20 protein-coding genes are annotated in these 24995 nt (G+C 68.2%); 13 read left to right on the top strand and 7 right to left on the bottom strand.

The window, feature by feature from the left end; genetic code table 11:
* Positions 1 to 90 precede the first annotated feature (90 nt).
* The 12 genes from ACYJP6_RS17110 (at position 91) to ACYJP6_RS17055 (ending at position 15435) form a co-directional block, all read left to right on the top strand.
* Positions 91 to 2028 (top strand): bifunctional 5-dehydro-2-deoxygluconokinase/5-dehydro-2-deoxyphosphogluconate aldolase, encoded by a 1938-nt coding sequence (locus ACYJP6_RS17110; RefSeq protein ID WP_459476202.1) that lies wholly within the window; start codon positions 91 to 93, stop codon positions 2026 to 2028.
* 25 nt (positions 2029 to 2053) lie between these two features.
* Positions 2054 to 2956 (top strand): myo-inosose-2 dehydratase, encoded by a 903-nt coding sequence (iolE, locus tag ACYJP6_RS17105; protein ID WP_459476201.1) that lies wholly within the window; start codon positions 2054 to 2056, stop codon positions 2954 to 2956.
* Between the two features lie 11 nt (positions 2957 to 2967).
* Positions 2968 to 3783: a 5-deoxy-glucuronate isomerase gene (gene iolB / locus ACYJP6_RS17100; protein ID WP_459476200.1), complete on the top strand. Its 816-nt coding sequence runs from the start codon at positions 2968 to 2970 to the stop codon at positions 3781 to 3783.
* Positions 3784 to 3833: 50 nt separating this feature from the next.
* Entirely contained in the window at positions 3834 to 5333 is a 1500-nt protein-coding gene (locus ACYJP6_RS17095) for a CoA-acylating methylmalonate-semialdehyde dehydrogenase (protein ID WP_459476199.1), read from the top strand.
* 25 nt (positions 5334 to 5358) lie between these two features.
* Positions 5359 to 6198 carry a TIM barrel protein gene (locus ACYJP6_RS17090; RefSeq protein ID WP_459476198.1) on the top strand — a complete coding sequence of 280 codons (840 nt, stop codon included), beginning with the start codon at positions 5359 to 5361 and terminating at the stop codon, positions 6196 to 6198.
* A gap of 39 nt (positions 6199 to 6237) precedes the next feature.
* Positions 6238 to 8175, top strand: coding sequence for a 3D-(3,5/4)-trihydroxycyclohexane-1,2-dione acylhydrolase (decyclizing) (gene iolD / locus ACYJP6_RS17085; RefSeq protein ID WP_459476197.1), 1938 nt, complete (start codon positions 6238 to 6240; stop codon positions 8173 to 8175).
* A 43-nt stretch (positions 8176 to 8218) separates the two neighbouring features.
* The gene (locus ACYJP6_RS17080; RefSeq protein ID WP_459476196.1) at positions 8219 to 9229 is read left to right on the top strand and encodes a Gfo/Idh/MocA family protein; all 1011 of its coding nucleotides are present in this window, start codon (positions 8219 to 8221) and stop codon (positions 9227 to 9229) included.
* 302 nt (positions 9230 to 9531) lie between these two features.
* Positions 9532 to 9696: a hypothetical protein gene (locus tag ACYJP6_RS17075; RefSeq protein WP_459476195.1), complete on the top strand. Its 165-nt coding sequence runs from the start codon at positions 9532 to 9534 to the stop codon at positions 9694 to 9696.
* Positions 9697 to 9822: 126 nt separating this feature from the next.
* Entirely contained in the window at positions 9823 to 10752 is a 930-nt protein-coding gene (locus ACYJP6_RS17070; RefSeq protein ID WP_459476194.1) for a sugar ABC transporter substrate-binding protein, read from the top strand.
* 694 nt (positions 10753 to 11446) lie between these two features.
* Positions 11447 to 12997, top strand: a complete 1551-nt coding sequence (locus ACYJP6_RS17065) for a sugar ABC transporter ATP-binding protein (protein WP_459476193.1) — start codon at positions 11447 to 11449, stop codon at positions 12995 to 12997.
* Between the two features lie 43 nt (positions 12998 to 13040).
* Positions 13041 to 14066, top strand: a complete 1026-nt coding sequence (locus ACYJP6_RS17060; protein ID WP_459476192.1) for an ABC transporter permease — start codon at positions 13041 to 13043, stop codon at positions 14064 to 14066.
* Between the two features lie 253 nt (positions 14067 to 14319).
* Positions 14320 to 15435: a Gfo/Idh/MocA family protein gene (locus tag ACYJP6_RS17055; RefSeq protein ID WP_459476191.1), complete on the top strand. Its 1116-nt coding sequence runs from the start codon at positions 14320 to 14322 to the stop codon at positions 15433 to 15435.
* Here ACYJP6_RS17055 and ACYJP6_RS17050 read toward each other — a convergent pair.
* The 7 genes from ACYJP6_RS17050 to ACYJP6_RS17020 are packed head-to-tail and all read right to left on the bottom strand — an operon-like array spanning position 15432 to position 23141.
* On the bottom strand, positions 15432 to 17021 hold the full coding sequence (locus tag ACYJP6_RS17050; RefSeq protein WP_459476190.1) for a gamma-glutamyltransferase family protein: 1590 nt from the start codon (positions 17019 to 17021) through the stop codon (positions 15432 to 15434). The genes ACYJP6_RS17055 and ACYJP6_RS17050 overlap by 4 nt on opposite strands.
* 11 nt (positions 17022 to 17032) lie before the next feature.
* Positions 17033 to 17905 carry an ABC transporter permease gene (locus ACYJP6_RS17045; RefSeq protein WP_027601987.1) on the bottom strand — a complete coding sequence of 291 codons (873 nt, stop codon included), beginning with the start codon at positions 17903 to 17905 and terminating at the stop codon, positions 17033 to 17035.
* Positions 17902 to 18849 carry an ABC transporter permease gene (locus ACYJP6_RS17040; protein WP_459476189.1) on the bottom strand — a complete coding sequence of 316 codons (948 nt, stop codon included), beginning with the start codon at positions 18847 to 18849 and terminating at the stop codon, positions 17902 to 17904. Before ACYJP6_RS17040 ends, ACYJP6_RS17045 begins: the two co-directional genes overlap by 4 nt.
* 2 nt (positions 18850 to 18851) lie before the next feature.
* Entirely contained in the window at positions 18852 to 20354 is a 1503-nt protein-coding gene (locus ACYJP6_RS17035) for an ABC transporter substrate-binding protein (protein WP_459476188.1), read from the bottom strand.
* Entirely contained in the window at positions 20351 to 21439 is a 1089-nt protein-coding gene (locus ACYJP6_RS17030; protein WP_459476187.1) for an ABC transporter ATP-binding protein, read from the bottom strand. Before ACYJP6_RS17030 ends, ACYJP6_RS17035 begins: the two co-directional genes overlap by 4 nt.
* The gene (locus ACYJP6_RS17025; protein ID WP_459476186.1) at positions 21436 to 22422 is read right to left on the bottom strand and encodes an ABC transporter ATP-binding protein; all 987 of its coding nucleotides are present in this window, start codon (positions 22420 to 22422) and stop codon (positions 21436 to 21438) included. Before ACYJP6_RS17025 ends, ACYJP6_RS17030 begins: the two co-directional genes overlap by 4 nt.
* Positions 22419 to 23141: a FadR/GntR family transcriptional regulator gene (locus ACYJP6_RS17020; protein WP_459476185.1), complete on the bottom strand. Its 723-nt coding sequence runs from the start codon at positions 23139 to 23141 to the stop codon at positions 22419 to 22421. Before ACYJP6_RS17020 ends, ACYJP6_RS17025 begins: the two co-directional genes overlap by 4 nt.
* Positions 23142 to 23480: 339 nt before the next feature.
* On the opposite strand from ACYJP6_RS17020, the gene ACYJP6_RS17015 reads away from it, so the two are divergent.
* Positions 23481 to 24749 carry a DUF445 domain-containing protein gene (locus ACYJP6_RS17015; protein WP_459476184.1) on the top strand — a complete coding sequence of 423 codons (1269 nt, stop codon included), beginning with the start codon at positions 23481 to 23483 and terminating at the stop codon, positions 24747 to 24749.
* Positions 24750 to 24995 lie beyond the last annotated feature (246 nt).

Genomic DNA, 24995 nt, shown 5'->3' with positions numbered 1-24995 from the left:
TTGCATTTTCGCGTTCTAGCCTGGGTTCATTCCGAACACGCGCGATCCTGCTGCAGCGATCGCGGCGATAACAATAAACAGGAGCCACCCATGGGTGATCAATTCTTCGCCAGCGGGCGCCAGTTGGACGTGATCTGCCTAGGACGCCTGGGTGTCGATCTCTATGCCCAGCAGATCGGCGCCCCGCTGGAAGATGTCGGCAGCTTCGCCAAGTACCTCGGGGGCTCCTCCGCCAACATCGCCTTCGGCACCGCACGCCTGGGGCTGAAGTCGGCGATGCTGACCCGGGTCGGCGATGACCACATGGGTCGCTTCCTGACCCGCGCCCTGCAGCGCGAAGGCTGCGACACCCGCGGCATCACCGTGGATCGCGAGCGGCTGACCGCCATGGTGCTGCTGGGCATCAAGGACCGCGAGACCTTTCCCCTGGTGTTCTACCGCGAGAATTGCGCCGACATGGCGCTGGGCGCGGACGACATCGACGAGGCCTTCATCGCCAGCGCCAAGGCGCTGCTCATCACCGGTACCCACTTCTCCACCGAGGGGGTGTTCCAGGCCAGCAGCCGGGCCCTGGACTATGCCGAGCGCAATGGCGTGAAGCGGGTGCTGGACATCGATTACCGCCCGGTGCTCTGGGGGCTGACCGGCAAGGCCGATGGCGAGACCCGCTTCATTGCCAGCGCCGAGGTCAGCGCCCACGTGCAGCGCATCCTGCCGCGCTTCGACCTGGTGGTGGGCACCGAAGAGGAATTCCAGATCGCCGGCGGCAGCGAGGACCTGCTCAGCGCCTTGCGCCGGGTGCGCGAGGTGACCGCGGCGACCCTGGTGGTCAAGCTCGGTGCCCAGGGCTGCACGGTGATCCATGGCGCCATCCCGGCGCGGCTGGAAGACGGCGAGATCCATCCTGGCATCCGCGTCGAGGTGCTCAATGTGCTGGGCGCCGGCGATGCCTTCATGTCCGGCTTCCTGCGCGGCTGGCTCACCGGCGGCGACGATGCCCAGTGCTGCCGCCTGGCCAATGCCTGCGGGGGGCTGGTGGTGTCGCGCCATGCCTGCGCCCCGGCCATGCCGACCCTGGCGGAGCTGGACTACCTGTTCGCCAGCCCGGTGCCCATCACCCGGCCGGATCTGGATGCCACGCTCAATCGCCTGCATCGGGTCGGCACCCTGCAGCGTGATTGGCGCCAGCTATTCATCTTCGCCTTCGATCACCGCTACCAGCTGGTGGAGGCGGCCCAGCAGGTGGGTGCCGATCCGGCGCGGATCCCGGCGCTCAAGGAATTGTTCGTCCAGGCCATCGAGCAGGTAGAGGCGGATTTGACCCGGCAGGGCGTGGCGGCGGATGTCGGGCTGCTGGCCGACGAGCGTTTCGGCCAGGACGCCCTGAATGCCGCCACCGGCCGCGGCTGGTGGGTGGCGCGGCCGGTGGAATTGCAGAATTCGCGGCCGCTGGCCTTCGAGCACGGTCGTTCGGTGGGCAGCAACCTGCTGAGCTGGCCGAGCGAGCAGATCGTCAAGTGCCTGGTGCAATTCCACCCCGATGACGAACCCCTGCTGCGCCTGGAGCAGGAGGCCCAGCTCAAGGGCCTGTACCAGGCGGTCCAGGCCAGCGGCCATGCGCTGCTGCTGGAAGTCATCCCGCCGAAGAATCATCCTTCTACCCGGCCCGATGTGCTCTATCGCGCCATCAAGCGCCTGTACAACCTGGGCATCTACCCGGAGTGGTGGAAGATCGAGGCCCAGCCGGCGGCGGTCTGGCAGCAACTCGACCAGCTGATCGCCGAGCGTGATCCCCATTGCCAGGGCGTGGTGCTACTGGGGCTGAATGCGCCGGCCGAGGACCTGGCCGAGGGCTTCCGCCAGGCGCGCAGCAGCTCGACCTGCCGCGGCTTCGCCGTGGGCCGGACCATCTTCGGCCAGCCGAGCCGGGCCTGGCTGGCCGGTGAGCTCGACGACGCCGGGCTGATCGCGCAGATTCGCGGCAATTTCGAATTCCTGATCCAGGCCTGGCGCGACGCCCGCGCCTGATCGCCACCCGACGAGCCTTTCCGACATGACCGCACAACAACAACGACTCAAGATCGGCATCAACCCCATCTCCTGGGCCAACGACGACCTGCCGGCGCTGGGCGGCGACACCCCGCTGGAAACCATCCTGCGCGAGGGCAAGGAAATCGGCTTCCAGGGCTTCGAACTGGGCGGCAAGTTTCCCAGCGAGCCGAAGGTGCTGGGCGAGGTGCTCGGCCAGCATGGCCTGGAGCTGGTGTCCGGCTGGTATTCCAGCGGCCTGGCCCATCGCGAGGTGGAGGCCGAGATCGAGGCGATCCGTCCGCATTGCCGGCTGCTGGCCGAGAACGGCGCCAAGGTGCTGGTCTATGGCGAGGTGGCTGGTTCCATCCAGGGCCAGCGCGTGCCCCTGATCGAACGGCCGCGTTTCCACAGCGACGCCGCCTGGCAGGCCTACGCCGAGAAGCTCGACCGCCTGGCCGCCTTCACCCTCAGCCAGGGCCTGCGCCTGGCCTATCACCACCACATGGGCGCCTATGTGGAAGCGCCCGAGGACATCGCCCGGCTGATGGCGCTGACCTCCCCGGACGTCGGCCTGCTGTTCGATGCCGGTCACTGCTACATGGGGGGTGGCGAGCCGCTGAGCGTGCTGCAGCAACATATCGACCGGGTCTGCCATGTGCACTTCAAGGACGTGCGCAAGGCCGTGGTGCAGCTGGCGCGCAACAACCAGTGGAGCTTTCCGGACTGCATCCTCAACGGCACCTTCACCGTGCCGGGCGACGGCGACATCGACTTCTCGGCGCTGCTCAAGGTGCTGGTGGCCGGCGGCTACCAGGGCTGGCTGGTGGTGGAAGCCGAACAGGACCCGGCCGTGGCGCCGGCCTACGAATACGCCAAGAAAGGCTACGACCATCTGCGCCAGCTGGTGGCGCAGGCCACCGCCTGAGGAGGTCCGAAATGAATCTGCTCGTCAAAGCCGACCGTAGCGCCCGCGACCTCGTCAGCGTCCCGGCCGGTGCCCTGGACTATGTCGGCTTCGCTGCCCATCGCCTGCACGCGGGCGAGTCGCTGCCAGTGGTGGCAGGCGACCTGGAAGTCTGCATCGTGCTGCTCAGCGGCGGCGTCAGCATCGAGGGCGGTCATCCGCAGCTGGGCGGCTTCGCCTGGAGTGGGCTGGCCGGTCGCCAGAGCGTCTTCGAGGACGTCTCGCCCTATGCCGCCTACCTGCCCCCGGGCAGCGAGGCGCGGGTCACCGCCGACAGCCCCGCCGAGATCGCCGTCTGCACCTCTCCGGGCAATCCGGTGGCCAGCGAGTGGCTGCCGCCGCGGTTGATCGAGCCGGCGAGCATGGCGCGTTCCACCCGCGGCAAGGGTGCCAACACCCGCTATGTCTGCGACATCCTGCCGGATACGGCGGCGGCCCATTCGCTGCTGGTGGTGGAGGTGCGTACGCCGTCCGGGCATTCCTCCAGCTATCCGCCCCATCGCCATGACCGCGACAACCTGCCGGAGGAGAGCCTGCTGGAGGAGTCCTACTACCACCGCATCGATCCGGGCCAGGGCTTCGTCTTCCAGCGCGTCTACACCGACGAGCGCGACCTGGACCAGGCCATGGCGGTGGAAGACCACGACGTGGTGCTGGTGCCGCGCGGCTATCACCCGGTCAGCGTGCCCTACGGCTACGAGTCCTATTACCTCAATGTGATGGCCGGGCCCAAGCGCATCTGGAAATTCCACAACGATCCGCAGCACGAGTGGCTGCTGACCCGGTAAGCCTTTCGCCGCCGCCGTGGCGGCGACCCCAGGACACGAGGATTCAGGACATGAGCGACACTCCCGTCATCGGGCACTACATCAACGGTGAGGTCTCGACCCAGGCCGAGCGCTTCAGCGACGTCTTCAACCCGGCCGAGGGCGTGGTCAAGGCGCGCGTGGCCCAGGCCACGGCGCAGACCGTGGACCAGGCCGTCGCCGCCGCCAAGGCAGCCTTTCCGGAGTGGTCCGAGCAATCGGCCCTGCGCCGGGCGCGAATCCTGTTTCGCTTCAAGGAATTGCTCGACCAGCACCACAAGGAGCTGGCGGCCACCATTACCAGTGAGCACGGCAAGGTCTTGTCCGACGCCATGGGCGAGGTGACCCGTGGCATCGAGGTGGTGGAATTCGCCTGCGGCGCACCGCACCTGGCCAAGACCAGCTACACCGACAACATCGGTGGTGGCATCGACAACTGGAGCCTGCGCCAACCGCTGGGCGTCTGCGCCGGCATCACTCCCTTCAACTTCCCGGTGATGGTGCCGCTGTGGATGATCCCCATGGCGCTGGCCACCGGTAATACCTTCATCTTGAAGCCGTCCGAACGCGATCCCTCCGCCAGCCTGCTGCTGGCCGACCTGCTCAAGCAGGCGGGGCTGCCGGATGGCGTGTTCAACGTGGTCCAGGGTGACAAGGTGGCGGTGGATGCCCTCCTGCAACACCCGGACGTGGAGGCCATCTCCTTCGTCGGCTCCACGCCCATCGCCGAATACATCCACCAGGAAGGCACCCGCCGCGGCAAGCGCGTCCAGGCCCTGGGCGGTGCCAAGAACCACATGATCGTGATGCCCGACGCCGACCTGGACCAGGCCGCCGACGCCCTGATCGGCGCCGGCTATGGTTCCGCCGGCGAGCGCTGCATGGCCATCTCCATCGCGGTGGCGGTGGGCGAGGTGGGCGATGCCCTGATCGAGAAACTGCTGCCGCGCATTGATGCCCTGCGGGTGCGCAACGGCGTGGAAGCCGATGCCGACATGGGCCCGCTGGTAACGGGCCAGCACAAGGCCAAGGTCGAGGGCTATATCACCAAGGGGGTGGAAGAGGGCGCCAGGTTGCTGGTGGACGGCCGCAACTTCAAGGTGCCCGGTGCCGAGCACGGCTTCTTCGTCGGCGCCACCCTGTTCGACGGCGTCACCCCGGAGATGACCATCTACAAGGAAGAGATCTTCGGCCCGGTGCTGGGCATCGTGCGGGTGCCGGACTTTGCCAGTGCGGTGGCGCTGATCAACGCCCACGAATTCGGCAACGGCGTGTCCTGCTTCACCAGCGACGGCGGCATCGCCCGCGCCTTCGCCCGCACCATCAAGGTGGGCATGGTCGGCATCAACGTGCCCATCCCGGTACCCATGGCCTGGCATTCCTTCGGTGGCTGGAAGAGGTCGCTGTTCGGCGATCACCACGCTTATGGCGAAGAAGGGCTGCGCTTCTACACCCGCTACAAGAGCGTGATGCAGCGCTGGCCCGACAGCATCGCCAAGGGCGCCGAATTCAGCATGCCCACCGCCAAGTAACCCCATCCACATCGCTGGAGCAGCCATGAGTCGACCCCTGCGTTTCGCCCTCAACCGCATGGTGGCGCCGTTCCTCGCGCTGCCGGCCTTCCTCCAGCTGACGCGGCAACTGGGCTGCGATGCGGTGGAGATCCGCAACGACCTCGCCGGTGTCGAATTGGAAGATGGCACCCCGGCAGGCGAGGTGCGGGCGCTGTGCCAGGCCGCGGGCGTGCGCATCCTGTCGATCAATGCGCTCTATCCCTTCGACGTCTGGAACGACGAGCGCCGCGCCCAGGCGTTGAAGCTCGCGGCCTATGCCCAGGCCTGCGGCGCCGAGGGACTGGTGCTCTGCCCGCTCAACGACCGCGACGACCCGCGCGATGCGGCCCAGCGCGCCCGGGACCTGCGCACCGCCTTGAGCGAGTTGGCGCCCATCCTGCGCGACCACGGCGTGCTGGGCTTCGTCGAGCCCCTGGGTTTCCCGGAGAGCGCGCTGCGGCTCAAGCGCCAGGCGGTGGACGCCATCCGCGCCATCGGCGGACTGGATGCCTTCCGCCTGGTGCACGACACCTTCCACCATCACCTGGCCGGCGAGACCGAGTGCTTCGCCGAGCTGACCGGGCTGGTGCATATTTCCGGGGTGGACGACGCCGGCTTGCCGGTCGAGCAACTGCGCGATGCCCATCGGGTGCTGGTGGGGGAAGCCGATCGCCTCGGCAATGCGGCCCAGATCCAGCGACTGCTGGAGGATGGCTATCGTGGCGCGCTGTCCTTCGAACCCTTCGCCGCCAGTGTCCATGAACGCCCCGACATCGCGCCGGCGCTGGCGCAGAGCATGCGACTGCTCCAGGAGCGGCTAGGCTGCGCCGAGGCGACGGCGTGATCGGCCAGCCCGCGACCCCCATAACAACAAGGTGAATCCATGAGCACCCAACGTCTGACCATGGCCCAGGCCCTGGTGAAATTCCTCGACAACCAGTACCTCAGCGTCGACGGTGTCGAGACCAAGTTCGTCGCCGGAATCTTCACCATCTTCGGCCATGGCAACGTGCTGGGCCTCGGCCAGGCGCTGGAGCAGGACGCCGGCGAGCTGGTGGTGCACCAGGGCCGCAACGAGCAGGGCATGGCCCATGCCGCCACCGGTTTCGCCAAGCAGAAGCTGCGTCGGCAGATCTATGCCTGCACCTCCTCGGTGGGCCCGGGCGCGGCCAACATGCTGACCGCCGCGGCCACCGCCACCGCCAATCGCATCCCGCTGTTGCTGCTGCCAGGGGACGTCTATGCCAGTCGCCAGCCCGATCCGGTGTTGCAACAGATCGAGCAATTCCACGACCTGTCGATCAGCACCAACGACGCCTTCCGCGCGGTGAGCAAATACTGGGATCGCATCAACCGCCCCGAGCAGCTGATGAGCGCGGCGATCAATGCCATGCGCGTGCTGACCGATCCGGCCGAGACCGGCACCGTGACCCTGGCGCTGCCCCAGGACGTCCAGGGCGAGGCCTACGACTATCCAGACTACTTCTTCGCCAAGCGGGTGCATCGCCTGGATCGCCGGCCGCCGGTGGCCGCCGCCATCGAGGACGCCGTGCGGCTGCTGGCCCGCAAGCGCAAACCGCTACTGATCTGTGGCGGCGGGGTGAAGTATTCCGGCGCCGCCGCGGCCCTGCAGCGCTTCGCCGAGCGCTTCGAGATCCCCTTCGCCGAGACCCAGGCCGGCAAGAGCGCCATCGTCTCCAGCCACGAACTCAATGTCGGCGGCATTGGCGAGACCGGCTGCCTGGCCGCCAACCTGCTGGCCAAGGAGGCCGACCTCATCATCGGCGTGGGCACCCGCTACACCGATTTCACCACCTCCTCGAAATGGCTCTACCAGCATCCCGAGGTGGAATTCCTCAACCTCAACGTCGCTGCCTTCGACGCCGGCAAGCTCGACGGCCTGGCCGTGGTGGCCGATGCCCGCGAAGCGCTCCTGGCCCTGACCGAGGCGCTCGCTGCCTCCGACTATCGCGCCGGCTGGGGTGCCCAGGTGGGCGAGGCGCGCGAGCGCTATCGCCAGGAGGTGGAGCGGGTCTACGCGGCCGGCTATACCGGCGCCGACTTCGTCCCCGAGATCGACGACGACCTGCCACGGGCGGTGCTGGAGGAATTCGTCCGCCTGACCGGCTCCTCCCTGACCCAGAGCCAGGTGCTCGGCCGCCTCAACGCACGGCTGGACGACGACGCCATCATCGTCGCCGCCGCCGGCAGCCTGCCGGGTGACCTGCAGCGCGCCTGGCAGAGCAAGGGCGTCAACACCTATCACCTGGAGTACGGCTACTCCTGCATGGGCTACGAGATCAATGCCGCCCTGGGGGTGAAGCTGGCCGAGCCCGAGCGCGAGGTCTACGCCCTGGTCGGCGATGGCTCCTACCAGATGCTGCACTCGGAACTGGCCACCTCCATCCAGGAGCGGCGCAAGATCAACGTGGTGCTGCTCGACAACATGACCTTCGGCTGCATCAACAACCTGCAGGTCGGCCACGGCATGGGCAGCTTCGGCACCGAATTCCGCTATCGCAATCCGGAGACCGGCAAGCTCGATGGCGACTTCGTGCCGGTGGACTTCGCCATGAGCGCCGCCGCCTACGGCTGCAAGACCTACCGCGTGCGCAGCCTGGAGGAACTGGAGGCGGCCCTGGCCGATGCCCGCCAGCAGACCGTTTCCACCCTGATCGACATCAAGGTGCTGCCCAAGACCATGCTGCACGGCTACCTGTCCTGGTGGCGGGTGGGCGGGGCCGAGGTCTCCACCAGTGAGAAGATCGCCGCGGTCGCCCGGGTGCTCAAGGAAAAAGCCGCCCAGGCGCGCCAGTACTGATCGCCGTTCGCTCCACAACAATTCCAACGAGGAGATTGCAGTCATGACCTTGAACATCGGTGTCATCGGGACCGGCGCCATCGGCCGCGAACACATCCGCCGCCTGAGCCATACCCTGCTGGGCAGCCGCGTGGTGGCGGTGACCGACATCAATGCCGAGCAGGCCACCCGGGTGGTCCAGGAGCTGGGCATCGCCGCCGAGGTCTACCCGGACGGCCATGCCCTGATCGCCGCGGCGGACGTCCAGGCCATCGTGGTCGCCTCCTGGGGCCCGACCCACGAGGAATACGTGCTGGCGGCCATCGCCGCCGGCAAGCCGGTGTTCTGCGAAAAGCCCTTGGCGACCACCGCCGAGGGCTGCAAACGCATCGTCGAGGCCGAGCAGGCCCACGGCAAGCGCCTGGTGCAGGTGGGCTTCATGCGGCCCTACGACGCCGGTTACCGCCAGCTCAAGGCGGTGGTCGATGCGGGGCGCATCGGCGCGCCGCTGATGATCCACGCCGCCCACCGCAATCCCACGGTGAGCGAGCACTACAGCACCGACATGGCCATCACCGACACCCTGATCCACGAGATCAACGTGCTGGCCTGGCTGCTGGACGATCACTACGTCTCCGCCCAGGTGGTCTTTCCGCGCAAGGCGCCGGCGGCGCGTGAGCACCTGCGCGATCCCCAGGTGGTGCTGCTGGAGACGGCCAAGGGCGTGCGCATCGACGTCGAGGTGTTCGTCAATTGCCAGTACGGCTACGACATCCAGTGCGAGATCGTCGGCGAGCGCGGCATCGCCCGCCTGCCTGAGCCGACCTCGGTGCAGTTGCGCAGCGAGGCGCGGCTGTCCAACGAGATCCTGATGGACTGGAAGGACAGGTTCATCGCCGCCTACGACGTGGAGCTGCAGGCCTTCATCGATGATCTCGCCGCAGGCCAACTGACCGGGCCCTCGTCCTGGGACGGCTACATCGCCGCGGTGACCGCTGATGCCTGCGTCAAGGCCCAGGACAGCGGCGCCATCGAACCCATCGGCTTGCCCAGCCGGCCGGCCTTCTACGGCTGACCGTCGTCATGCGCTATCAGGTGCGTTTTCGCTGCTGAGGGAGGACCCTGGCCTGGCGCCTGCGTGACCCGGCCGAGGTTTCAGCCGGGCCCGCTGGCCATCCGCTGGACCGTCGGGCGAGGGGCGTCGTCAGCGCTCTGGCGTGGGTTTCGCCGGTCTGTTACATGATCTGTATATTTTTTCCATAGCGTTTGTATTGGAAATAAAATTCCAATACAGTGGTTTCAGGTAGCTGCACGAACACGACCTTGAGCCGCTCGGCCAAGGCGTAACCAACAAGAACAAGATCAGGTGCCGTCCCCATGAAGACTTCCGTATCCCCTGCGGTCAACCCCAGCTTCGCCGCCGAATCCGCGCCGCCCCTGCCTGCCATTTTGGGATGGCTGCTCCGGCTGTGCAGTCACGAGCGTTCGGACGCCGTGATCGGTGCCATGCCTGGCGCACCCGTCCTCTACCAACTCAAGTGACGCCCGCCTGACCTGATCGCGAGTATCCCCGAGGCCGGGCTGACCTTGCCTGGCCCTGGCCGCGGTGTACCTCGCGTCGGCACAGCGCTGCCCCTTCGCCATCCCGCCCAGAACGGAGTTTCGTCCATGCCTTGCAAACCTCGCCTTGCCGCCCTTGCCGTGTCCCTGCTGCTGGCCAGCACCTCCGTGCTCGCCGATATGAAGATCGGCGTGAGCATGCCCACCTTCGACGACAACTATCTGACCTACCTGCGCGAAAACATGAGCAAGAAAGCCAAGCAGGACGGGGTCGAGCTGCAATTCGAGGATGCCCGTAACGACGTGGTCAAGCAGCTGAACCAGGTCCAGAGTTTTCTCAGCCAGAAGGTCGATGCGGTGATCGTCAATCCGGTGGATACCGCGGCCACGCGTAACCTGATCGAGTCGGCGACCAAGGCGGGTATTCCCCTGGTGTTCGTCAACCGCAAGCCGAACGATCCCAAGTTGCCCGCCGGGGTGGTGACGGTCACCTCCAATGACCTGGAGGCGGGGCATCTGCAGGCGCAGTACATCGCCGACAAGCTGGGCGGCAAGGGGCAGGTGGCGATCCTGCTAGGTGAGCTGTCCAACAACTCGACCCAGGTGCGGACCACGGGTTTCAAGGAAGTCCTCGCCAAGTATCCCGGCATCAAGATCGTCGAGGAGCAGACCGGCATGTGGCTGCGGGACAAGGGCATGGACCTGACCAGCAATTGGCTGCTGGCGGGCAAGGAGATCGACGGCATCTTGTCGAACAACGATGAGATGGCCATAGGTGCGGCCATGGCGCTCAAGCAGGCCGGCAAGAAGGATGTCCTGGTCGGCGGCGTGGACGGCACGCCCGATGCCCTGGCGGCCATCAAGCGCGGCCTGATGACCGTGTCGGTGTACCAGGATGCGCGCGGCCAGGCCGAGGGCGCGATCAACGCCGCGGAAAAGCTGGCGAAGAAGGAAAGCGTCGAGCAGAACGTGACCATTCCCTACCGGCTCATCACCGCGGAAAACGTGGCGGAATTCCAGGCCATGCTCAAGCAATAGCCGGGGCCCCGGCTCGGGTGGCCCGCCGCGGTCGCCTGAGCGGGGTGACTTATCCGACAGCCGCAGGAGACCTCTGCAGGTCCCTGCAGCAGGTTGCACTGCGCCAGAAGGCTCCCGATCGGGGGCCTTTTTCATGGTTGGACGAAAGCATAAAAATTCCAAAAAGATATTGACTGGAAAATAATTTCCAATCAAAGTCGGGTCATGGGTAGCTATCCTGGGCCTCGTCCAGGGCAGCCACTACGACAACAATAAGAAGGTGTGATCATGACGTCCGCTCGCTTGGCGCTCGTGCTTGTCCGCATTCCGCTCCCCAGCTGCCGGGGTCCGTTGCCGCCCTTCGGCAGTGTCGCCACGGTGGAGCTGCGTAGCGGCCGCGCCCTCGATACCCGGCAGGTCGCTGCGCCCAGCGCCGCTCTGGCCACCTCCGCCGTCCGCCAGAACGCCGAGCGTGCCCGCGGCCGCGGCATTCCCCCGCTTTCTCTCGATCGCCGCCCGTGTTTGCCCAGCCTTCCCGCAGGCGTCCGCGTCGCTACCCACTCGCGCGCCGCTGGCGGTCAGCCGCGGGTCGTCACGCGGCAGGGCGCTCCCTGGATGTCGCGACACCTCGTCACCCCTGACCACCCCCAGCAGTCCCAGCGTCCATGACTGAAGCCGCGGGCTGCCCCGGGTGGCTCGCGAGGAGATCCTGATCATGCTCAGCTCCGCCACCACCGCGTCGCCCGACGTCCTGCCGGCCGCCTCTGCCAGCGACTACCTGCTCGAGATCGTCGACGTCACCAAGGAGTTTCCCGGCGTCAAGGCGCTGTCCCACGTCCAGCTGCGGGTGCGGCCGGGCACGGTGCTGGCGTTGATGGGCGAAAACGGCGCGGGCAAGTCCACGCTGATGAAGATCATCGCCGGCATCTACCAGCCCGACGCCGGCGAGATCCGCCTGCGCGGCGCGCCGGTGCGCTTCGAGACGCCGCTGCAGGCGCTGCAGTCGGGGATCGCCATGATCCACCAGGAACTCAACCTGATGCCCTTCATGACCATCGCCGAGAACATCTGGCTGGGCCGCGAGCCGCTCAATGCGCTGCACCTGGTGGATCACGGCAAGATGCGCCGCCAGACCCAGGCGCTGCTCGACCGGCTGCGCATCCGCCTGGACCCCGACGAGGCGGTGGGCGAGTTGTCCATCGCCGGGCGGCAGATGGTCGAGATCGCCAAGGCGGTGTCCTACGACAGCGACGTGCTGATCATGGACGAGCCGACCTCGGCCATCACCGAGACCGAGGTGGCGCACCTGTTCTCGATCATCGCCGACCTCAAGGCCCAGGGTAAGGGCATCGTCTACATCACCCACAAGATGGACGAGGTGTTCCAGATCGCCGATGAGGTGGCGGTGTTCCGCGACGGCCAGTACATCGGCCTGCAGCGCGCCGACAGCATGAATGGCGATGGCCTGATCACCATGATGGTGGGGCGCGAGCTGAACCAGCTGTTTCCCGAGCGCACGGCGCCGCGTGAAGAGGTGTTGCTGTCGGTGCGCGACCTGGCCCTGGACGGGGTGTTCTCCGGCGTCTCCTTCGACCTGCACGCCGGCGAGGTGCTGGGCATCGCCGGGCTGATGGGTTCGGGACGCACCAATGTCGCCGAGACCCTGTTCGGCGTGACCCCGGCCACGGCGGGGGAGATCCGCATCGACGGCCAGTCGGTGCGCATGAGCGATCCCTGCCTGGCGATCCAGAAGGGCCTGGCGCTGCTCACCGAGGACCGCAAGGACACCGGCATCTTTTCCTGCCTGACGGTGGGGGAAAACATGGAGGTCGCGGTGCTACCCGGCTTCGCCCGTGCCGGGTTCGTCCAGCAGGGGCGGCTGGACCTGCTCTGCGAGGAGATGCGCAAGCAGTTGCGGGTGAAGACGCCCTCGCTGGACCAGTGCATCGCCAACCTCTCCGGCGGTAACCAGCAGAAGGCGCTGATCGCCCGCTGGCTGATGACCCAGCCGCGCATCCTGATCCTCGACGAGCCCACCCGCGGCATCGACGTGGGCGCCAAGGCCGAGATCTACCGGCTGATCGCCAAGCTGGCTGCCGAGGGCCTGGCGGTGATCATGATTTCCTCCGAGTTGCCCGAGGTCCTGGGCATGAGCGACCGGGTGATGGTGATGCACGAGGGCACCGTCACCGGCTTCCTCGACCGCAGCGAAGCCACCCAGGAGCGGGTCATGCACCTGGCTTCCGGCAACCCCGTCTTCCATTGAACCGGCCATCGACTCCTGCCGACGTATCCCGAGGTAGCACGCTATGAGCGCCATCCTGGACAAGAAAACTGCGGAATCCCCCGCACCGCGCAGCCGCCGCAGGATTCCTACCGAGGTGGGGATCCTGCTGGTATTGCTGGGCATCGGCCTGGCCTTCGAAGCCTTCGGCTGGCTGCTGCGCGACCAGAGCTTCCTGCTAAATTCCCAGCGCCTGGTGCTGATGATCCTGCAGGTGGCGGTGATCGGCCTGCTGGCCATCGCCGTGACCCAGGTGATCATCACCACGGGGATCGACCTCTCGTCCGGCTCGGTGCTGGCGCTATCGGCCATGGTGGCGGCGAGTCTCGCCCAGACCTCCGACTTCGGCCGGGCGGTGTTTCCCTCGCTGACCGACCTGCCGGTCTGGGTGCCGGTCATGGCCGGCCTCGGCGTGGGGCTGCTGGCCGGCGCCATCAACGGCAGCATCATCGCCTTCACCGGCATCCCCCCGTTCATCGCCACCCTCGGCATGATGGTCTCGGCCCGCGGCCTGGCCCGCTACTACACCGAAGGCCAGCCGATCAGCATGCTGTCGGACAGCTACACCGCCATCGGCGCGGGCGCCATGCCGGTGATCATCTTCCTGGCCGTGGCGGTGGTCTTCCATATCGCCCTGCGCTACACCAAGTACGGCAAGTACACCTACGCCATCGGCGGCAACATGCAGGCGGCGCGCATCTCCGGGATCAACGTCAAGAAGCACCTGATCATCGTCTACAGCATCGCCGGCCTGCTCTCTGGCCTGGCCGGGGTAGTGGCCTCGGCCCGCGCCGCCACCGGCCAGGCGGGCATGGGCATGTCCTACGAATTGGACGCCATCGCCGCGGCGGTGATCGGCGGTACCAGCCTGGCGGGCGGGGTAGGGCGCATCACCGGCACCGTGATCGGCGCCCTGATCCTCGGGGTGATGGCCAGCGGCTTCACCTTCCTCGGCGTCGATGCCTACATCCAGGACATCATCAAGGGCCTGATCATCGTGATCGCCGTGGTCATCGACCAGTACCGCAACAAGCGCAAGGCCAAGCGCTGAGGCTCGTTCGTCCCCCTCTCCCTCGGGCGAGGGCCGGGTGAGGGCCAAGCCTGCACCCGATTGCTTTTCCCCCTCTCCCGCTGGGAGAGGGCCGGGGTGAGGGCCAAGCCTGCATCCGATTGCTTTTCCCCCTCTCCCGCTGGGAGAGGGCCGGGGTGAGGGTGAGGGGGCTCCCACCCTTCACCCATCCCTTTACCCGGCCGGCTGATGGCTTGGTCGGCCGGGTCTTTCTACTACCCTGACGGAGAGTGACATGCGCGACCTCGGTATCGGTCTGATCGGCACCGGCTTCATGGGCCATGCCCACGCCCAGGCCTTCCAGCATGCGGCGAGCAGCTTCACCCTGCCGGTGCGTCCACGGCTGGTGGCCCTGGCCGACGCCGACCCGGAACGCGCCGCCCGCTGCGCCGCTGACTGGGGCTTCACCCGTAGCTGCGATTGGGAACGCCTGATCGCCGATCCCCAGGTCGAGCTGGTGGCCATCACCACGCCCAATCTGCTGCACGCCCCCATGGCCCTGGCCGCCCTGGCGGCGGGCAAGGCGGTCTATTGCGAGAAACCCCTGGCGGTGAGCCTGGAGGAGGCGACGCGGATGCGCGACGCCGCGCGCCAGGCCGGGGTGGTCAACCGGGTCGGCTACAACTACCTGCAGAACCCCATGCTCAAGCAGGCGCGCGAATTGATCGAGAGCGGTGAGTTGGGCGAGATCGTCAGCTTCAGTAGTGAATTCAGCGAAGACTTCATGGGCGATCCCCAGGGACCCTTCACCTGGCGCTGCGAGACCCGCCAGGCCGGCGGCGCCCTGGCCGACCTGGGCAGCCATATCCTGTCGCTGGCGCGCTTCCTGCTCGGCCCGGTGACGGCGCTCTGCGCCGATCTGCACACCGCCCATGGCCAGCGGCCGCACCAGGGTGGCACCCGGGCAGTGGAGATCGACGACCAGGCGCATTTGCTATTGCGCTTCGCCAATGGCGCCCGCGGCACCCTGGCCACCAGCTGGCTCAAGCACGGCCGCAAGAATCGCCTGGCGGTCGAGGTCTGCGGCACCCGCGGCACCCTGGTCTTCGACCAGGAGCGGCTCAACGAACTGCGTCTCTACCAGGTAGGCGACCGCCCCGGCCTGGCCGGTTTCCGCACCCTGCTGGCCGGTCCGCACCTGCCGGACTATGCCGCCTTCTGCCCGGCGCCCGGCCACCAGCTCGGCTACAACGAACTCAAGACCCTGGAGGTGCGCTCACTGCTGGAAGCCCTGGGCGGCAACCCTGGCCATACCGGCGTCGACTTCCAGGAAGCCTGGGAAGTGGAACGCCTGGCCCAGGCCGCGCGGCAATCGGCGCAGGAGGAGCGCTGGGTCAGGCTGGACGCTTAGTAGCCCGCTACCAGGCCATCCTTGCGCGGATCGGAGCCACCTACGTAGCCGCCAGCGATGCGCTGGATGATCTGGGCGCCGCCGAAGGCGAACACCCCGGACGGTTCTTCCACGGTCACCTCGTGGCCCAGGGCCCGCAGCGCCTCCAGGGTGGTCGGGTCGAGGCTGCTTTCCACCGCGACCCGGCGGCCACCTTCGAGGCGCCAGCGCGGTGCATCGGCGGCGGCCTGGGGATTCTGCCGGTACTTGAGGATGCGCAGCATCAGCTGCAGGTGACCCTGGGCCTGCATCGGGCCGCCCATCAGGCCGAAGGCCATCAGCGGGGTGCCGTCGGCATTCATGGCGAAGCCGGGAATGATGGTGTGGAAGGGCCGCTTGCCCGGGGCCACGCTGTTGACGTGGTCCGGGGCCAGGGTGAAGCCAGCGCCGCGATTCTGCAGGCTGATGCCGGTGCCCGGCACCACCACGCCCGAGCCGAAGCCCATGTAGTTGGACTGGATGAAGGAAATCATCATGCCGCTGTCGTCGGCCGCCGACAGGCAGACGGTGCCGCCCGGACGCGGCGCGCCATAGCCGGGATCGCCGGCGCGCGGCCCGAGCAGCCCGGCGCGCTCGCGCAGGTAGGCCGGGTCCAGCAGGTGCTCGGCCTGGACGCGCATGTGCGCGGAATCGGTGACGTGCTGGTAGAGATCGGCCAGCCCCAGCTTCATGGCTTCGATGGCGCGGTGCAGGGTGGCGGGGCTGTCCACCGGGTCGGCGCCGATGCCGGCAGCTTCCAGGATGCCCAGGCCGGCGAGGGTGGCGATGCCCTGGCCATTGGGCGGCAGCTCGTGCACCACGGCGCCGGCGAAGGGCACCGAAAGGGTGTCGACCCAGTCGGCCCGGTGGGCGCGTAGGTCTTCTTCGTCCAGTACCGCGCCGTGCTCGCGGGCATGGCGGGCCATGGCCTGGGCCAGTTCGCCCTGGTAGAAGGCCGCGCCTGCGCTCTCGGCGATGGCTTCCAGGGTTCGCGCATGATCGGGCAGGCGCACCAGGGTGCCGGCCTGGGGCACGCCATTGGCCAGGAAGCAGGCGGCGAAGCCGGGTTGGTCCTTGAGCTGCTCGGCGCCACGGCGCCAGAGCTCGGCGATCACCGGGGTGAGCAGGAAGCCGTCGCGGGCATAGTGGATCGCCGGGCCGGCCAGGGTGGTCAGCGGCAGCTTGCCGTAGCGCTGGGCCAGGGCGACCCAGGCGGAGACGGCGCCGGGTACGGTGACGGCGCCCCAGCCGCGGGCCGGCATGGCGCTCTGGCCGGCGAAGAACTCCGGGGTCCAGCCCCGCGGCGCGCGGCCGGAGGCATTGAGGCCCTGCACCTGCTTGCCATCCCAGACGATGGCGAAGGCGTCGCTGCCGATGCCGCAGCCGGTGGGTTCCACCACGGTGAGCACCATGGCGGCGGCCACCGCGGCGTCCACCGCGTTGCCGCCGCGGCGCAGCATCTCCACCCCGGCCTGGGCGGCCAGCGGCTGGGAGCAGGCCACCAGGTTGCGGCCCATGACCGGCGAGCGGGCCGAGGAATAGGGGTTGTGATAATCTAGATCGGGCATGGCGAAGGGTCTCATTGGTGACGAGGATCGAGGGCGTCGCGCAGGCCGTCGCCCAGCAGGTTGAAGCCCAGCACGGTGAGGTAGATGCAGACGCCCGGGGCGATGGACATCCAGGGCGCCTGCTCCATGAAGTTCTTGGCGGTGTTGAGCATGGAGCCCCAGGAGGGCATCGGCGGTTGCTGGCCGAGGCCGAGGAACGACAGGCTGGCCTCGGCGAGGATGGCGGCGGCGATGGTCAGGGTGGCCTGCACCACCAGCGGCGAGAGGATGTTGGGTAGCACGTAGCGCCAGAGGATCCAGCGATCCGGCAGGCCGATGGCGCGCGCCCCTTCGAGGTAGTCCTCGTGGCGGATGGCCAATACCTGGCCACGGGTCAGCCGGGCGAACACCGGCATGGCGGAGAGGCCGATGGCGATCATGGCATTGCCCAGGCTCGGCCCGAGGAAGGCGCCTAGGGCGATGGCCAGCACCAGGAACGGGCAGGACAGCAGGGCTTCCACCAGGCGCGAGACCAGGGCGTCCAGCCAGCCACCGAAGTAGCCGGCCACCAGGCCCAGGGGCACGCCTACCAGCAGGGCGATGGCCACCGAGACCACCCCGGCCAGCAGCGAGCTGCGCGCGCCCCATAGCAGGCGCGAGAGCAGGTCGCGGCCGAGTTCGTCGGTGCCCAGCCAGTTCAGCGCCGAGGGCGCCTTGCGCACCGCCAGGAAGCTGGTCTTGAGCGGATCGAAGGGAGCCAGCCAGGGCGCCAGCAGGGCGGCCAGGGCGAAGGTCAGGATCAGCGCGGCGCCCAGCAGTGCGCCGCGATTGGCGCTGAACTTGCGCCAGAAGGGCGAGCGGGCGGGTCTCAGGGTGGCCGGGCGGGGCAGGGTCAGGGCGTTCATGCGGCTTGCCTCAGGCGCGGGTTGATCAGGCGGTAGAGCAGGTCGGCCACCAGGTTGAGCAGCACGAAGCCCACCGCCACGCAGAGCACCACCCCCTGGACCACCGCGTAGTCACGGTTAAACACGGCGTCGACGATCATCTTGCCGAAGCCGGGGATGCTGAAGACCTGCTCGGTGAGCACCGCGCCGCCGAGCAATTCGCCGAACAGCAGGGTGGTGAGGGTGACGATGGGCATCAGCGCATTGCGCAGCGCATGGCGCAGGATCACCACCCGCTCGCGCAGGCCCTTGGCCCGGGCGGTACGCACGTAGTCGGCGCGCAGCACCTCCAGCATGGCCGCCCGGGTATGGCGCATCAGGGTGCCGGAGAGTCCGGCGCCCAGTACGAATGCCGGCAGGATCAGGGTGCGCAGGTTGCGCAGTGGGTCTTCGTGGAAGGGCACGAAGCCGGAGGCCGGCAGCCATTGCAGCTTCACCGCGAACAGCAGGATCAGGAGGATGCCGAGCCAGAAATGCGGGATGGAGATGCCGGACAGGGCCACTAGGTTGGCGCCGTAGTCCACCGCCGTGCCGCGGCGCACCGCGGCGAGGATGCCGGTGGGGATGCCGATGGCCAGGGCGATGAGGATGGCCAGCAGCGACAGCTCCAGGGTCACCGGCAGCTTCTCGGCGATCAGCGTCGTCACCGGCTGGTCGGTGCGCAGCGAGATGCCCAGGTCGCCCTGCAATACCCCGCCCATCCAGTGCAGGTACTGCACCGGCAGGGGATCGTTCAGCCGGTACTTCTCGCGTAGGAATTCCAGCACCTGGGGATCGCGCTCCTCGCCGGCCATGGCCAGCACCGGATCGCCCGGCAGCAGTTGCTGCAGGGTGAAGACGAACAGCGACACCAGCAGCAGGGTGGGCAGGGCACTGAGCAGGCCACACAGGAAGAGGCGTAGCATGGCTATTGTCCGCGGCTGACGCCGGCCAGGCGAATCAGGCCGTCGGGGTTGGGGATGAGGCCCTTGATGTCGGCGCGGGTGGCGATGATGCGCGGGTCGAAGTAGAGGTAGAACACCGGCAGCTCTTCGCGCAGCAGGGACATGGCCTGGGCGTAGAGCGCCTGGCGTTGGGCCTGGTCGTTGATGGTGCGGGCCTGGTTGAGCAGCTGGTCCAGCGCCGCGTTGCAGTACTGACCGTCGTTCTGGTTGCCCTTGCAGGTGACGAACTGGTGCACGTTGACATCCGGGTCGGGACGACCGGACCAGGCGCTCAGGCCGAGCTGGAAGTTGCCGGCGTGCTGTTCGGCCAGCAGGGTGGCGTACTCGGTGGCGATCAGGTTGACCTCGAAGCCGGCCTCGGCGGCCATGGCCTGGATCAGCTGGCCCACCTGCTGGGCGATGGGGTTGTTGGCGATCTTCAGTTCCACCTTGACCGGCAGGGCGACGCCGGCGGCCTTGAGCAGCGCCTGGCTGCGCGCCACGTCGCGGGCCGGCACGGCGAAGGCCTTGTCGTAGTAGGGGCTGCTCTGCGGGAAGGGCTGCACGCTGGGCGCATAGAGGCCCTCGAACACCACCTGGTTGAGCGCGTCGCGATCCAGCGCCAGGTCGAAGGCCTGGCGCACCCGCTTGTCGCCGGCGAAGGGATTCTTCGCCCGGTCGCCGTTGGCCATGTTCACCATCAGCTGCATGTAGCCCAGGCCCGGGGTGTTGTAGAGGGTGAAGCCGGCCTGGCCCTGCAGGCCCTTGACGTCGGTGGGGGCGACCCGCTCGATGATGTCCAGGTCACCCGAGCGCAGGTTGGCCAGGCGCACCGAGGTGTCCGGGATGGGCAGGAAGACCACCTTGTCGAAATGGTAGGCGGCGGCGTTCCAGTACTGCGGGAAGCGCTCCAGCACGATGCGGTCCTGTTGCACCCGCTGCACGAAGCGATAGGGACCGGAGCAGACCGGCTTGCTGCCGACGTCGCCCGCGGAGGCCTTGGGCGCCAGCATCATGCCGGCGCGGTCGGAGAGCTGGGCGAGCAGGGTGGCATCGGGTTGCTTGAGGCGGATGCGCACGGTCTGGGGATCGACCACCTCCACGGTATCCACCGAGGCCAATTCGCTCTTGCGCAGGGAGTCGGGCAGGGTGCGGGCGCGGTCCAGGTTGAATTTCACCGCGGCGGCGTCGAAGGTCTCGCCGTCGTGGAAGGTCACGCCGGGGCGCAGTTGTAGCGTCAGGCTGCGGTTGTTGTCGCTCCATTGCCAGGCGGTGGCCAGTTGGGGGACCAGCTCCAGTTGTGGCGAGACGTCCACCAGCTTGTCGCACAGGGCGGTGTAGACCAGCCGCCCGGAATAGGTCCGCGAGCGGTGCGGATCGAGCACGTCGGGATCGTCCTGGATGCCGATGCGCAGGGTGGTCTCGGCCACGGCGGAGCCGCCGGCCAGGAGCAGAAGGGTGGCGGTGAGCCAGGCGGAGGCTTTCATGGGGTGGACTCCAGAAGGGACTGATGACGGATGAACAGGGCCAGGCGGCGGGTGAAGGCCGGGCTGCTGGCGATCACGGGTGGCGGTGCGGCGCCAGCGCCGGCGATCTCGCGCCAGAAGTGACAGGCCACGCGGGCCTCGCCGGGGGTGGCTTCGAGCAGCGGCTTGGCCTCACGGCACAGCGGCCGGGCGTGGGGGCAACGGGTGTGGAAGCGACAGCCGCTGGGCGGCGCCGTGGGGCTGGGCAGGTCGCCACCGAGCAGGGTGCGTGGTCGCCGCGCCCGCGGATGGCTGACCGGCACCGCGGCCAGCAGCGCCTGGGTGTAGGGGTGCAGGGGCGTCTCGAACAGCGCCTCCACCGGCGCCAGCTCGACGATCTCGCCCAGGTACATCACCGCCACCCGGTCGCTCATGTGGCGGATCACGCCCAGGCCGTGGGCGACGATGATCAGGGTCAGGCCGAAACGCGCCTTGAGGTCTTCCAGCAGGTTCACCACCTGGGCCTGTACCGAGACGTCCAGCGCCGACACCGGCTCGTCGCCGAGCAGCAGCCGCGGCTCGGCAGCCAGGGCGCGGGCGATGCCGATGCGCTGGCGCTGGCCGCCGGAGAATTCGTGGGGATAGCGCCCCGCCAGTTCCGGCGCCAGGCCCACGGTGCGCAGCAGCTCGGCCACCCGTTCGGCGCGCTGGCCCCGATTCAGCGGCTGGTGCAGCCACAATGGCTCGCCAACGATGTCGGCCACGCTCATGCGCGGATTCAGCGAGGCGAAGGGGTCCTGGAAGATGATCTGCAATTCCTGGCGGACCTGGCGCAGCGCCGTCGGGCTGAGATTGCCCAGGTTGCGGCCTTCGTAGATGACATCGCCGGCGGTGGGGGTGAGCAGGTTGAGCAGCAGGCGGCCGAGGGTCGACTTGCCCGAACCGGACTCGCCCACCAGCGCCAGGGTCTCGCCCCGGCGCACCGCGAAGGAGACCTCGCTGACCGCCTGCACCGGTGGCCGCGGGCGCTGCAGGAAACCGGCCTGGCCACCGAAGTGCTTGGTCAGGCCGATGGCTTCGAGGATGGGACGTTCCACGGCAGTCATGCGCTGGTCTCCAGGTGCTGTTCCAGGGGCGCGCGGATACAGGCCACCTGCTGGCCCGGGGCGAGTTCCACGAGCGGTGGCGGCGCCTGGCGGCAGGCGTCGAGGGCGAAGGGACAGCGGCTGGCGAAGCGACAGCCGGCGGGCATCTCGGCGGGTGTCGGCACCCGGCCGGCGATGGTCGCCAGACGACCCGTGCGCGGTCCGAGCGAGGGCATGGAGCCCATCAGGCCGATGGTGTAGGGATGCTGAGGGTCGTCGAACAGCTGGGCGACCGGCCCGGATTCCACCACCCGGCCGGCGTACATCACCGCCATCTCGTCGGCCACCTCGGCGACCACGCCGAGGTCGTGGGTGATGAGGATCATGGCGCTGCCGGTCTCGGCCTGCAGCCCGGCGATGAGTTCGAGGATCTGCGCCTGGATGGTCACGTCCAGCGCCGTGGTGGGTTCGTCGGCGATGATCAGCGCCGGGTCGTTGGCCAGCGCCATGGCGATCATCACCCGCTGGCGCATGCCGCCGGAGAGTTCGTGGGGATAGGCCGCCAGGCGTTGGGCTGCGGCCGGGACCCGCACCTTTTCCAGCATCTCCAGGGCGCGCTGGCGAGCAGCCGCCTGGCTACCACCGCGATGGCGCAGCACCGTCTCCATCAACTGCTCGCCGACGGTGAAGGCCGGATTCAGCGAGGTCATGGGCTCCTGGAACACCATGGCCAGGCGATCGCCGCGCAGGTCGCTGCGGCGCGCTTCGGGCATGGTCAGCAGGTCTTCGCCCATGAAGCTCGCCCGGCGGGCCTGGATCCGGGCGCTCGGCGGCAGCAGCCCCATCAGCGCCATGGAGGTCACGCTCTTGCCACAGCCGGATTCGCCCACCAGGGCCAGGGTACGGCCCGGCTGCACGGTGAAGCTCAGGCCTTCCACCACCGCGGCTGGGGCACCGGCGAAGCGTACGCTGAGGTCGTCCACCACCAATACCGGGGCGCTCATAGGGCCTGCTCCAGGGTCTGTTGCAGCACGCTGTCCAGCGCCAGTTGCAGGGCGCGCAGGTGGGCGCGCATCACCGCCGCGGCGCGCACCGGATCGCGGGCATCGAGGGCTTCCACCAGGGCCTGGTGGTCGTCGTGGTAGGCCAGCAGGCGCTGGGCGTTGCGCGCCCGGTGGCGCAGGTCGCGCCAGATGGGATCCAGGCGGATGGCATCGAGCATCTCGAACAGGTCCAGCAACAGCCGGTTGCCGGCGGCCTCGGCGATGCTGCGGTGGAAGGCGCTGTCCCACAGCTCGATGGCATCGGCGTCCTCGCTGTTGCCCAGGCGCTCGAAGGCGGTGCGCTCGGCCATGCGACGGATCAGCGCGCGCTGCTCGCCACTGGCGCGCTGGGCGGCCAGGGCGGCGAGATTTGGCTCCAGATGCAGCCGCGCCTCCATGACTTCGATGAAGTTGGTGCGTCCGGAAAGCTGGGTGAGGGTCAGGGTCGCGCTCGGCGGCGTGGGGCCGACGTAGGTGCCCTTGCCCTGGCGGCGCCAGACCTGGCCCTCGGCTTCGAGCACGGCCAGGGCGCGGCGGATGGAACGGCGGCTGACGCCGAATTCACTGGCCAGCTCGCGCTCCGGCGGCAGCGGCTTGTCGGGGACGCTGCTCTGCTGGGCCACCAGGTTGCGCAAGGCATCCAGGGCCAGGCGGGCACTGTCGTCGGTATGGATCTGCATCGAACCTTTGCCTCTTAGGTCTGGGTGGTCGCCCGGCGACAAGCGCGCTGCCAGCGCGGTCGCCGGGGGATCCGGATAGCAGGAGCGAGTGCAAGGCCGATGCCATTGAAAATTGGTTCGTGCGGCCTTTCGGCGCGAGGCTCTGGGCCGATGCCTGGCACCCGGTCGCGGACCCGGCCATTGGCATTGGTTCGCGTCTGGGCGAACCTTTGCGCGTCCGCTTGCCGGGCGCTGCGCTAGGATGGGGCCGGGGCGCACCGTGGCGGCGCGTCGGAAACTCCGCCAGGGCGCCGCTTTCTACCCAGCATCCGTTCCAGACCCGAGGACCGACCCATCGTCATGACCACGCTCTCCCGCGACGGCCTCGCCCCGGTCCGGCGCATGAAGCTCATCGCCTTGCTGCTGCTGTGCCTGGCAGCTGCGCTCTATGGCCTGGCCACCGCCCTGGAGGCGCGCCATCCGGCCTGGGGCTACGCCGCCGCCTTCGCCGAGGCGGCCATGGTCGGCGCCATCGCCGACTGGTTCGCGGTGACCGCGCTGTTCCGCCATCCCCTAGGGCTGCCGATTCCCCATACCGCCATTATTCCGCGCAACAAGGCCGGGGTCGGGCGCAAGCTGTCGGACTTCATCTGCCTGCACTTCCTCGCTACGCCCCAGGTGCTGGCCAAGCTGGAAGAACTGGACGCCGCCGGACGCCTGGCCGGCTGGTTGCGCCAACCGGACAACGCCGCCGCGGTGGCCAATCAGGCCACCGGTGTCGCCCGCTACTCCCTGGAGGCCCTGCGCGAGGTGCGGGTGCAGGCCTTCATCCGCCGGGTGGCGGTGGAGCGCTTGCAGCGCCTGGACGTAGCAGCGCTCTCCGGCGAGTTGCTCGATGTGCTGACCGCCGACGGCCGCCACCAGGCGGTGCTCGACGAGGTGCTGCAGGAGATCGACCGCCTGCTGCAGGACGAGGACACCCAGGCGCTGATCGCCCGCACCATCGGCGGCGAATTGCGCACCCTCAAGTACCTGGGCCTGGACGAGCGGATCGGGCGCTGGTCGGCGATCAAGGTGGTGCAGGCGGTATCGCGCCTGATCGGCGAGATCAGCCAGGATCGCGAGCACGAGTTGCGCCGACACTTCGATGGCTATCTGGTCGGCTTCATCGAACGCCTCAAGGAAGACCCGGCCTTCCGCCTGCGTGGCGAGCAGTTGCGCGACCGGCTGCTGGAACACCCGGCGCTGGCCGGCTATCTGCAGGAGCTGTGGGACGAACTGGTGAACTGGCTGCAGGCCGATCTGGCCGCCCCGGATTCCCGCATCCGCCGCCGCCTGGGCCGGCTGCTGGCCGAACTGGGTGAGACCCTGAGTCGCGACGAAGCCATGAGACACTGGATCAACGAACAACTGATCGCCGTCGCCCCGCCCTTCATCGACCGCAACCGCCAGCGCATCGGCGACTACATCGCCGCCCGGGTGGCCGCCTGGGACACCGACGAACTGGTCCAGCAACTGGAGCAGAGCGTCGGCAAGGACCTGCAATTCATCCGCATCAACGGCACCCTGGTGGGCGGCCTGGTGGGACTGGTGCTGCATGCACTGACGGTGTGGTTGGGGCCGGGGTAGGCCAGCCGGAGTCCGCGTGGAAAAGGCTGCGCCGTTTTCCACCCTACACCTGACCTCTCGTAGCGTGGAAAACTGCAAAACGTTTTCCACTGACTGCCGTCACTTAACCCGATACACCAAGAACCCCGCTCCCTATCGGACCGCCCCCTCTCCCCCCCCGGGAGAGGGCCGGGGTGAGGGCAAACCCTGGCACCACATTTTCAGGTTCCACCCATCACCCCACCCGCACCCAGGCGGCGCCCTGCG

This window comes from Pseudomonas sp. No.117 (genome assembly GCF_054558395.1).
Note: the sequence above shows the minus strand (reverse complement) of the source record. Positions and strands in the feature narration are given on the sequence as shown.